At 56.0% G+C, this 11149-nt stretch carries 9 protein-coding genes and 1 pseudogene; 2 read left to right on the top strand and 8 right to left on the bottom strand.

Annotated elements, in window-relative coordinates; genetic code table 11:
• The 8 genes and pseudogenes from EGI20_RS06850 to ald all read right to left on the bottom strand — a co-directional run.
• Nucleotides 1-740: pseudogene (locus EGI20_RS06850) on the bottom strand (histidine kinase); the annotation flags it as partial.
• On the bottom strand, nucleotides 730-1422 hold the full coding sequence (locus EGI20_RS06845) for a class I SAM-dependent methyltransferase (protein ID WP_498630735.1): 693 nt from the start codon (nucleotides 1420-1422) through the stop codon (nucleotides 730-732). The pseudogene EGI20_RS06850 and the gene EGI20_RS06845, both read right to left, overlap by 11 nt.
• 47 nt (nucleotides 1423-1469) lie before the next feature.
• Nucleotides 1470-2372 (bottom strand): flagellar motor protein MotB, encoded by a 903-nt coding sequence (gene motB, locus EGI20_RS06840; RefSeq protein ID WP_498630733.1) that lies wholly within the window; start codon nucleotides 2370-2372, stop codon nucleotides 1470-1472.
• A 15-nt stretch (nucleotides 2373-2387) separates the two neighbouring features.
• Nucleotides 2388-3248, bottom strand: a complete 861-nt coding sequence (gene motA / locus EGI20_RS06835) for a flagellar motor stator protein MotA (protein WP_124734550.1) — start codon at nucleotides 3246-3248, stop codon at nucleotides 2388-2390.
• An 871-nt stretch (nucleotides 3249-4119) separates the two neighbouring features.
• The gene (locus tag EGI20_RS06830; protein WP_498630732.1) at nucleotides 4120-5496 is read right to left on the bottom strand and encodes an aspartate aminotransferase family protein; all 1377 of its coding nucleotides are present in this window, start codon (nucleotides 5494-5496) and stop codon (nucleotides 4120-4122) included.
• A gap of 58 nt (nucleotides 5497-5554) precedes the next feature.
• Nucleotides 5555-6889 (bottom strand): glutamine synthetase family protein, encoded by a 1335-nt coding sequence (locus EGI20_RS06825; protein ID WP_124734552.1) that lies wholly within the window; start codon nucleotides 6887-6889, stop codon nucleotides 5555-5557.
• Nucleotides 6890-6927: 38 nt separating this feature from the next.
• Entirely contained in the window at nucleotides 6928-7695 is a 768-nt protein-coding gene (locus EGI20_RS06820; RefSeq protein ID WP_498630739.1) for a gamma-glutamyl-gamma-aminobutyrate hydrolase family protein, read from the bottom strand.
• Between the two features lie 21 nt (nucleotides 7696-7716).
• Nucleotides 7717-8841, bottom strand: a complete 1125-nt coding sequence (ald, locus tag EGI20_RS06815; RefSeq protein WP_124734554.1) for an alanine dehydrogenase — start codon at nucleotides 8839-8841, stop codon at nucleotides 7717-7719.
• A 211-nt stretch (nucleotides 8842-9052) separates the two neighbouring features.
• Between ald and EGI20_RS06810 the strand changes: the two genes are divergently transcribed.
• Both EGI20_RS06810 and EGI20_RS06805 read left to right on the top strand, forming a co-directional pair.
• Entirely contained in the window at nucleotides 9053-9598 is a 546-nt protein-coding gene (locus tag EGI20_RS06810) for a cupin domain-containing protein (RefSeq protein ID WP_160796517.1), read from the top strand.
• A gap of 49 nt (nucleotides 9599-9647) precedes the next feature.
• The gene (locus tag EGI20_RS06805; RefSeq protein ID WP_498630729.1) at nucleotides 9648-11138 is read left to right on the top strand and encodes an aldehyde dehydrogenase; all 1491 of its coding nucleotides are present in this window, start codon (nucleotides 9648-9650) and stop codon (nucleotides 11136-11138) included.
• Nucleotides 11139-11149: the final 11 nt, after the last annotated feature.

The raw sequence follows: 11149 nt of genomic DNA, 5'->3' as shown, positions 1-11149 counted from the left end.
TCGGAATAGGTTGCGCCCATCAAATGAGCGGCCGCCGAAACCCCCGCCTGCCACGCAGGACGCCACCACCCCTGATCCAGTCCCTCGGCACAAGCAACGGCAAGTTTAAGCAACTGCCGATGCCGGCCAGGCACACCACTACCCAGCAGCGCATTTAAACCCTCAGGCAAAGGCATGCGCTGGATAAACGCAGCCAAGAGCGGCGGATAATCCATGGCGAATTGCTCTGCCATCTGCTGTAGCGCCGGTTTTTTTAGCCGCTGCTGATGCTGCAACAGATACAAACATGCCGGCAAGTTGTAAATCTCGGCGGCAACAAAGCTGTCTTCGACCTTATGCTCCCCTGCAAGGGACAGCCAGGCTTTGACAATCAGCGCAGCGATGCGCGCACGCCCCAGCAGGGCGGCCACCTCCTCCTGCACGGCAAACTCATGCCTGTCTGCAGGTTCAGGCCAGGCCGTCAACTGGCGATAACGCATCATAATGCGCTCACTGCCCACCACCATCAGCATCTGCTCGACCGCAGGCAAGCTGCCACTACGTTGCAAGGCGGTGGAGGTCGCCATCAGGCGCAACAAATCCAGCAGCAAAAACGGATCGGACAAAGTCAGATTGGCCAGCACCTCGAAACGTAAGCGTTCGCTACCACGCGCCAGCTCCTGCCGTATACGCGCATGCGTTTGCGGCAGGACAGGCCAGCGCTGGGCAGCAATAGAGGCCAGCCAAGTGTCAAGTTGCACGGGGATGACGCCAGATAAGAAGCTCGCGCTGCAAAGGCCCGGATAAAGCCAGAACTTCATTGGCAGGCACGCCCGGAATGGCAAAGGTATTGCTGATCAACACTGCATCAGTGCCCGCACCCGCACTAAACACCTGCCACAGCCGCGGCATAGGGGCGGGGGAAAGAAAGGCGTAGACCACATCATACTCGCCCCATTTTGCCTGCCAAAAACTGCCATAGCATAGCTTGGCATTGACCGGAGAGCCGGCCAGACGCCAGCGCAAACGTGCCACCAGGTAGGGCAAGCAGGCATTCTCCATACCGACCACCTCAATATCTGGCCGCAGGCGCGCCAACAGCAACACCGCCCGGCCATCACCACTGCCAGCATCAAGCACACGCGCACCTGGGGGCAGCCATGTGGAGAGCACCCGACAAGCCTCGCCTGACGACAGGTAAAACGGCACCCGCTCAAATAAGGCATTGCGTGAAAGGCCAAAAGTCAGCGCCGCGGCCAACGCATATGACCAAGCCGGAAGATCCAGCCACAACGCCAACACCAGCAAGGGAAACAGACAGGCAGAGAACAGCGCAGCAAGCACAGTAAGACGGAACAGGCGCGCCAACAGCAATACGATGCCTGCTTGCAGCGCACACCAGGCAAGCGGCTGCGTGGCCGGCGCATAGACCAACCACGCCATGACAGCAGCCGACAGGACAAGCAACGCAGCTCGCATCAGCAACACGATCAGTGTTCGCTGCCGGCCGCAGTTGCGACAGGCTCCGATGCCACGTCAGCAGCCGTATGTTGCGCAGCGCTTAAGCCATCACTACGTATACGGTCGACCGCATCATCATTCAGAATCACAATGGCAATACGGCGGTTTTCCGGGCTGAACTGGTTTTGCGGCATCAACGGATTGGCATTAGCCAAGCCCACCACACGCAGGATCTTGACCGGATCCATCCCGCCCAGCAAAAGCTCGCGCCGGGCAGCATTGGCCCGATCCGCCGAAAGCTCCCAATTGCTATAGCCCTTTTGCCCCCCGGCAAAAGGCGCCGCATCGGTATGCCCGGACACGCTCAACATATTGGGCACGGCATTGAGCTCATAACCCAGTTCGCGCAGAATTTCGCGCGTATGCGGCAGAATATCGGCACTGCCTGAAGCAAACATGGGGCGGTTTTTTTCATCCACAATCTGGATTTTCAAACCGTCCGGCGTCATTTCCAGCCGCAGTTGGTTCTTGTAAAATTTCAGCACATTGCTGGTATTGATATCGGCCTGAATTTTTTGCTGCAGTGCCTGCAGACGCTGCTTTTCCTGCGCCAGCTCAGCCGGATCTTTGTAGCCGCGCTTAACCTGCCCCGCCTGGCGGGTGAGATCGGTGCCTCCCCCTTTGATCATGGAGGTGGCGTCTCCGGCACCAGATCCGCCGGATAGCGCCACTTTAAGCGGGGTTTTGAAATACTGGGCTATGCCATTTAGCGTGCCTTGAGATGCAGAACCCAGCAGCCACATCAGCAGGAAAAAAGCCATCATGGCGGTCATAAAGTCAGCGTACGCAATTTTCCATGCACCGCCGTGATGACCATGACCACCCTTCTTGATGCGCTTGACGATAATGGGGCGTTGAGATTCGTCAGCCATATTGTCTTCCCTGCCTTACTTGGCCTTGGCCTGTTTGACGTGCTCTTCCAGCTCGCGGAACGAAGGACGATCCTGCCCGGCCAGCGCCTTCCGGCCAAACTCGACGGCGACCTGCGGTGCATAGCCATTCAGGCTTGCCAGTAAAGTCACCTTAATCGTCTGGAAAACTCGGGTCTGATCAGCCAGCTTGTGCTCCATCGCCGTTGCAATTGGCGCGACAAAGCCGTAGGCCAGCAAAATACCGACAAATGTACCCACCAGCGCAGCACCGATCAGCTTACCAAGTTCAGCCGGCGGCAAACCCACCGACTCCATGGTATGCACCACCCCCATCACTGCCGCCACAATACCGAAAGCCGGCAGACCATCGGCCAGGCTCTTCACCGCACCAATCGGCACCTCGGCTTCATGATGGTGCGTCTCCAGTTCGACATCCATCAGATTTTCAATCTCGAAGGCATTCAGGCTGCCTCCGACCATCAGGCGCAAATAATCGGTAATAAACTCAACCACATGATGATCAGCCAGTATCGCCGGATACTTGGCAAACAAAGGGCTACTCTCTGGCGCCTCGACATCCGCCTCGACCGACATCAAGCCCTCTTTCCTGACCTTGGCCAGGATCTCGAACAGCAGAGCAAATAAATCCATATAGAAGGCCTTGCTGTAAGGCGAGGCCTTGAATACCTTGGGCAATGCTTTTCCGGTCGCTTTTAGTGGCGCGCCACCATGTGCAGCCAAAAAAGCACCAAAACCGGCACCACCAATAATTAGCAATTCGACAGGCTGAAACAGCGATGCCAGATGCCCCCCTGCCAGCGCAAACCCCCCGAAACAGGCTGCCAAAATGACCACATAACCGATAGGAATAAACATGTATACCCTTGGGGAAAGCTGAAGCTAAGCCGGACATACACACCCGTCGCAATACCAAAACTATGGGTAGTGCACTCGACACTAGCAAATAAGAAACTTTTTTTATTGTATTACACCCTATAGCGATAGTCACCCGTAAGCAAATGTGACAACACCCGCCATAAGCATCAACAACACACCCTGCATCAAGCTAATGTCACGTTTGGCCACTAACGCACCGGCACATAGACCAAAACCCATTTTCAAACGGCCACGCAAAGTTGCATGCAAACAACAGCAATGATCAAAAACCGACCGGGGGGCGGCATTCAACCATCATCCACATATTGCGACTCACCTCCTCGCGTAAAAACCAAAGAAAACAAGACAAGCCATTGATTAAATTAAACTTAAGCACCTTGTCGCTAGCTGCAAAAACAATCAGACAACGAAAACCAAAGGTACATCAGCAACCTTTAAACCATCTTTCACTTATAAAAACACAAACTTAATACACTAAACTCATAAAACCATAACAAAATCAAAGCACAATCAAAGCCACACACCTACCCATTCCAAACACTAAAGCCGGCACACCCAGTCATGACCGATGCAGGCTATTGATCAACAAAAGAGGGGCAGGAGAGCACACGATGCGTGAATTGTTCAGCAGCGTAGTATGGGAAATCATTTTTTCTATAGCCATCATTGTCGTACTGCAGTTCGTCATCCTGTACATACTCAAACGCTTTTTATTGAATGAAAAAGACTAGATAGCAAAACTTATCGCACCTAACAGATCAAGCAATGAAAAATACGGGGAATCAGACCCCTGGCCGCTATGTACAGCGACCAAAGCTCAGACTCCCCGTGTTTTACATCCTTAGAAAATTTACGGCCGCGCAGCAACAAGCTGCTCAAACTCCTGCAAGCAGGCTACCGCTGTTTCCAGCATGGCATCGATTTCCGCCTTGGTAATCACCAAAGGCGGCGCACACACGATATGGTCACCGCAAGCGCGCATAATCAGGTTGTGCTTGAAGAAAATATCGCGACACTGCGTACCTGACTCACCCCAGTTATCAAACAGCTCACGCGTCGCCTTGTTTTTCACCAGCGTGAATGCCTGAATCAGGCCAACCCCGCGCACATCGTCCACATGGGCAAACTGGCCAAATACCTCGCGCCAGCGCTGCTGCATATAAGGACCGGTCTCGTTCCTGACCTGCTCGACGATACCCTCGTCACGCAGTGCCGCTACGTTGGCATGTGCAACGGCGGCACACACTGGATGACCAGAATAGGTAAAGCCGTGATTGAAGTCCCCGCCCTCTTCGATCAGGCCGCGCGCCACGCGCTCACCGACAAAAACCGCACCGATTGGCAAGTAGCCGGATGACAATCCCTTGGCTGTGGTAAACATATCGGGTTTGAAGCCGAAATGCGTCTGGCCGAACCATTCGCCGGTACGGCCGAAACCACAGATCACCTCGTCGGCAACCAGCAACACATCATACTTGCGGCAGATGCGCTCAACTTCAGGCCAGTAGGTCGATGGCGGGATAATCACGCCGCCCGCACCCTGAATAGGCTCACCGACAAAGGCTGCTACCTTGTCAGCACCGACTTCCAGTATCTTGGCCTCTATCCACTGCGCCGCTTGAATGCCGAATTCTTCCGGCGTCAAATCCTTGCCATGTTTGTAATACCAGGGCTGTTCGACGTGAACGATGCCGGGAATCGGCAGATCACCCTGCTCGTGCATATAGCTCATACCGCCCAGACTGGCGCCACCTATGGTCGAGCCGTGATAACCGTTCCAGCGCCCGATCAGCACCTTTTTCTCCGGCTTGCCGACCGAACTCCAGTAGTGGCGCACCATGCGGATCATGGTATCGACCGACTCCGAGCCCGAGTTGGTATAAAACACATGCTCGAAACCATCCGGAGCGACGCTGGCCAGCAGGGCCGACAGTTCCGCCACCTTGGGGTGGGTGGTCTTGAAGAAGGTATTGTAATAAGCCAGTTCTTCCATCTGACGCTTGGCTATTTCAGGCAGATCCTTGCGGCCATAACCGATATTCACACACCACAGTCCGGCCATGCCGTCGGTAATCTTGTTGCCCTCCGAATCCCACAAGTAAATCCCGTCCGCATGGGTAATAACTCGCGCACCTTGAGCGTTCAGCCCTTTGGTATCGGAAAACGGGTGCAGATGGTGGGCGGCATCCATGGCGCGCCAATCCCGGGTGGCATGTTGCTGGCTCATCAGTTTCTCCTCTTAGCAAAACACCCGCCGCAGCGGGTGCCTGGTTTATACGACAGGGTTAGACATGCAACAGCAGGAACTTGCGCTCCCACGGACTGATCACGCGGAAATATTCGGAGAATTCCTTCTGCTTCATCCCTACATACATTTTCACGAAGCGCGGCCCCAGAATTTCGGCGATATCTTCGCAGCGCGCCAGACGCACCAAAGACTCTTCGGTTGAATGCGGGAACTGGTAAGGCAACTCATACGCATCGCTCTGGCACGGGTCGCGCGGCTTCATATTCTTGATGATGCCAAGATAACCACATGCCAAGGTCGCGGCCATGGCGATATACGGGTTGACGTCCACCCCTGGCACACGGTTTTCCACACGACGGCCGGCCGGGCTGGAATGCGGCACGCGCAGGCCGACAGTACGGTTGTCGTAGCCCCACTCGACGTTGGTCGGCGCCGCCATATAAGGCGACAGACGGCGGAACGAGTTCACATACGGCGCAAACAGCGGCATCACCTCCGGCAGATAGTGCTGCAGGCCGGCAATAAAATTGAAGAACAGATCCGATGGGGAGCCATCCGCATTGCTGAAAATATTCTTGCCGGTTTCCTTGTCCGCCAGACTCTGGTGAATATGCATGGCACTGCCCGGTTCGTTCTCCATCGGCTTGGCCATAAAGGTCGCGTACATATTGTGACGGAATGCAGCTTCACGCACGGTGCGTTTGAACAGGAAAACCTGATCTGCCAGCGACATCGCATCGCCATGCAGGAAGTTGATTTCCATCTGCGCGGTGCCGACTTCGTGAATCAGCGTATCGACTTCCAGATTCTGCGCATGGCAATAGTCATAGATGTCCTCGAACAAAGGATCGAACTCGTTGACCGCATCGATGGCATAAGAGCGGCGGCCGAATTCTGCGCGGCCAGTACGCCCCACCGGCGGCGCCAGCGGGATATCCGGGTCCGGGTTAGGCGATAGCAGGTAAAACTCCATCTCGGGCGCCACCACGGGCGCCCAGCCCTTGGCGTCGTACAGAGACAGCACGCGGCGCAAGACATTGCGTGGTGCCACATCTACCGGCGAGCCGTCAGCGCGGAAGCAGTCATAGATCAACTGTGCCGTCGGATCGGTCGCCCACGGCACCAGACGCAAGGTGGTTGGGTCCGGCTGCAGCACCATGTCCGGATCGGTCAGATCCAGCATGCTGTCATCCGGATAGTCACCGGTCACGGTCTGCATCAGCACCGCCTCCGGAAGACGCATTTCCGTTTCGCTGATGAATTTATCCTTGGGCACAATCTTGCCTCGTGCCACCCCCGTCATGTCCGGGACAATGCACTCCATTTCGGTGATACGGTGTTCGCGCAGCCAATCTAGATTTTGTTGAAACATGGTCTTCCCTTGTGTTGCGGCCGGTTCACCGGCTCTGGTTACCGTGTCAGCGACGACTCGCGTCGCATACGGCGCTCCCGGCAAGCGTCGCCAAAAGCCTTGAAAATTGCCTGGGAGAGCGTGTTCTCCCAATACTTCCATTCCGGATGCCATTGCACGGCAAAGGCAAAAGCACGCGCCCCTTCCACCCGGTATGCCTCGATCAGGCCATCACTGGCATAGCCCTCGGCCACCAGCGACTCAGCCAACCGCTTGATACCCTGCTGATGAATGGAATTGATGCACACCTGCGTCTTGCCGGTCCAGCCATGCAGCCAGCCATCCGGCGTGATCGCCAACTCGTGTGCAGGGCCATACATTTGCTCGAGATCATCAGTATTCGGTTCACGATGATCCATCTTGCCGTCCTCTTCCTGCACATGCTGGTAGAGTTCACCCCCTAGCGCGACATTGATCTCCTGAAAACCGCGGCAAATCCCCAGCAATGGAACCCCCTCTTCCAGAGCCAGCCGGATCAACGGCAAGGTGGTCGCATCCCGGGCAGGATCATGCAAAGTGCCGGCACGGCTAGGCTCGCCCTGATAATGCGCAGGCTCGACGTTTGACGGCGAACCGGGTAACAGCAAACCATCGACCAGTTGCAGCAAGGCACGGATCTGATCCTCGTCCCCGAGTGAAGGAATAAGGATAGGCACGCCCCCTGCCCCGCCCGCTGCGGCGGCAACATATTTGTCACCCACGGCGTGAAAGGGAAAATGCCCTATCATCTTGACGTCACAAGGGATACCAATTACGGGTTTTTGCAGCATACGACCTCTGATAAAAAATCAACCGGCTGCCTTGATGGCATCAAGCGGCTTAATAAACGGATAACCCAGTGCGTTAGCGACGGCGGCGTAAGTCACCTGCCCGCAGCACACATTCAAGCCATCGCGCAGATGGGCATTATCAAGCAAGGCCCGTGCCCAGCCCTTATCGGCTAGCTCCAATGCATAAGGCAAGGTGGCATTGGTCAACGCCATGGTAGCTGTGCGCGCCACACCACCGGGCATATTGGCCACACAATAGTGAACGATACCGTCGACAACATAGGTCGGCTCTTTGTGCGTGGTTGGCCGGCTGGTTTCAAAGCAGCCGCCCTGATCGATGGCCACATCCACCAGTACCGCGCCAGGCTTCATGCTGCCCAGCATCTTGCGCGTCACCAGTTTGGGCGCGGCCGCCCCCGGAATCAGTACGGCACCAATCACCATATCGGCTTCGCGTATGGATTCATCGATATTCACGCCGTTGGACATCAAGGTCTTGATGCGCCCGCCAAACAGCATGTCGATTTCTTTTAGCCGTGGCAGCGACTTGTCGAGAATGGCGACATCTGCCCCCAACCCCATGGCCATACGCGCAGCATTCAAGCCCACAACACCGCCACCTAATACCACTACCTTGGCTGGCGCGACCCCGGGCACGCCGCCCAAAAGTACACCACGACCCCCTTGCGCTTTTTCCAGCGCATGGGCGCCGGCCTGTATCGCCATGCGCCCGGCCACTTCCGACATCGGCGCCAGCAGCGGCAACCCTCCCTTGTCATCGGTCACTGTCTCATAAGCGACGGCAATCGCCCCCGATTCGACCAGCAAACGCGTCTGCTCCGGATCCGGCGCCAGATGCAGATAGGTAAACAGCAGTTGCCCCGGACGCAACATCCGGCATTCGATGGCTTGCGGCTCCTTGACCTTGCAGATCATGTCGGCTCGGGCAAAAATCTCTTGCGCACCCGATGCGATGGACGCGCCTGCCTGGATGTAATGCTCATCAGTAAAACCCACACCAAGGCCGGCCTGAGACTGCACGACCACCTCATGGCCGTGCACCACCAACTCGCGCACACCAGATGGCGTCAAACCAACACGGTACTCGTGAACCTTGATCTCTTTCGGAACGCCAATCAACATTGCAGTCTCCTGTCATACTGTGTAGACACTTCAATCTGGGTGCGTTTAAAAAAATTCACATCATGGCAAAGCAATACCCTGATACTGGCTACAAAATAGCCAATTTGCAATGATCTTCCATTTTGCATTGCAGCAACGCCTGAGCAGACAACAATTTACTTAACATTATTCGTCTAATATTATTAACATCAGACTACAAAGGCCGGAAGACATGGATATTGGAGCAAGACTAAAAATGGTGCGTGAACGCCTGAGTTTGTCCCAGCGCGAGCTCGCCAAACGTGCCGGCGTGACTAACGGCACCATTTCACTGATCGAACAGAACCGGGTCAGTCCATCGATTAGCTCGCTGAAAAAGGTACTGGAAGGCCTGCCGATGACGCTGGCCGATTTTTTCACCTTCGATGCAGAGCCGCGGGCACCCACAGTGTTTTATCAGGGCGAAGACCTACCTAATCTGGGCAACGAGGAAATCAAGCTCTTGCTGGTAGGCATGGCGCATCCCAAGCGAGATCTAGCCATCCTCAAGGAACGTTACGAACCCGGCGCCGATACTGGACCGGATATGCTGGAACATGAAGGGCAGGAAGGTGGTGTCGTGATTAGCGGACAAATCGAACTGACTGTCGATGGTGAGCAACGTGAACTCGGCCCCGGCGATGCCTACTACTTCGATAGCCGCTTACCACACCGCTTCCGCAACTCAGGCTTATTGCCATGCGAAATCGTCAGCGCCAACTCGCCCCCGACTTTTTAAGACGCGCCACCACCCACTATTTGCAAGAAAACAACAAGGGAGACACACCATGGCTCGTAGCTACTCCGAATGGCAACAACTCGCAAACGAACTGGACATCGAAGGTCGTGCCTTTATCGCCGGCGAATACAGCGCGGCTCAAGATGGCCGCAGTTTTGCCTGCATCAACCCGGCCAATGGCCAGACACTGGCGCAGATTGCCTGGTGCGGCCAGCGCGAGGTAGACACCGCTGTTCAGGCCGCACGCCAAGCCTTTGAGTCCGGCGAATGGTCGGCACTGGCACCACTGGTACGCGGGCGCATCCTCAAACGCTTTGCTGCGCTGATACGCGAGCACAGCGATGAATTGTCCCTATTGGAAACGCTGGACGTGGGCAAACCCATCGCCGACACACAAAGCGTGGATGTTGCAGGTGCAGCCTACTGTGTGGAATGGTTTGCCGAGGCAATAGATAAAATTGGCGGTGAAGTGGCGCCGGTCGACCCCAAGCTGGTAGGTCTGGTTACCCGCGAAGCGATCGGCGTGGTCGCTGCGGTTGTGCCATGGAACTTCCCTATTCTGATGGCCAGTTGGAAGTTCGGCCCGGCCTTGGCGGCGGGCAACGCAGTGATCGTCAAGCCTTCGGAAAAGTCACCGCTGACCGCCATCCGGCTGGCTGCACTAGCCAAAGAAGCCGGTATCCCTGACGGGATCTTCCAGGTACTGCCCGGTGCCGGCGACACCGGCAAAATGCTGGCACTGCATATGGATGTCGACTGTATCGCTTTCACCGGTTCGACCGCAGTGGGCAAGCTGATCGCGGCAGACGCCGCCGCATCCAACCTCAAGCGCACCTGGCTGGAACTGGGCGGCAAGTCTCCCAACATCATCCTGCCGGACTGCCCCGACATCAAAAAGGCAGCCCGCACGGCCGCCGCCGCCATCTTTTACAATATGGGCGAAATGTGTACCGCAGGCTCACGCGTACTGGTACACCGCGACATCAAGGAAGCTTTCCTCGCCGCCTTCAAGGAGGCAGCGCAAGACTGGCAGCCGGGCGACCCACTTAACCCGGACACCGCCATGGGTGCCATCGTCGACCGCATCCAGTACGACAAGGTACTGTCCTATGTGGACAAAGGCTTGAGTGAAGGGGCAACGCTGATTTGTGGTGGGAAAGCAACACTTCTTGAGCAGGGCCTATTTATCGAACCGACCGCATTCGACTGTGCACGTGCCGACTTGACCATCTGCCGCGAGGAGATTTTTGGACCGGTACTGTCGGTGATCACCTTCGATACCGTCGAAGAAGCTATTCGCATTGCCAACGATAGCGAATACGGCTTGGCAGCGGCAGTCTGGACTTCCGATCTGTCAACCGCGCATAAGGTGTCGCGCGCACTCAGAGCCGGTACTGTGTGGGTCAATTGCTATGACGAAGGCGGTGACATGAACTTCCCCTTCGGCGGTTTCAAGCAGTCCGGCAACGGCCGCGACAAGTCTTTGCACGCCATGGAAAAGTATTCGGAGCTGAAAAGCACGCTGATCAAACTTAGCTAGACGATATAACC

This window comes from Aquitalea sp. S1-19, assembly GCF_024343515.1.
Note: the sequence above shows the minus strand (reverse complement) of the source record. Positions and strands in the feature narration are given on the sequence as shown.

Coding starts and splice junctions, on each gene's coding strand:
- EGI20_RS06805 (WP_498630729.1), top strand. CDS start 9,648: ATGGCTCGTAGCTACTCCGAATGGCAACAACTCGCAAACGAACTGGAC.
- EGI20_RS06825 (WP_124734552.1), bottom strand. CDS start 6,889: ATGTTTCAACAAAATCTAGATTGGCTGCGCGAACACCGTATCACCGAA.
- motA (WP_124734550.1), bottom strand. CDS start 3,248: ATGTTTATTCCTATCGGTTATGTGGTCATTTTGGCAGCCTGTTTCGGG.
- EGI20_RS06845 (WP_498630735.1), bottom strand. CDS start 1,422: ATGGCGTGGTTGGTCTATGCGCCGGCCACGCAGCCGCTTGCCTGGTGT.
- EGI20_RS06830 (WP_498630732.1), bottom strand. CDS start 5,496: ATGAGCCAGCAACATGCCACCCGGGATTGGCGCGCCATGGATGCCGCC.
- ald (WP_124734554.1), bottom strand. CDS start 8,841: ATGTTGATTGGCGTTCCGAAAGAGATCAAGGTTCACGAGTACCGTGTT.
- EGI20_RS06810 (WP_160796517.1), top strand. CDS start 9,053: ATGGATATTGGAGCAAGACTAAAAATGGTGCGTGAACGCCTGAGTTTG.
- motB (WP_498630733.1), bottom strand. CDS start 2,372: ATGGCTGACGAATCTCAACGCCCCATTATCGTCAAGCGCATCAAGAAG.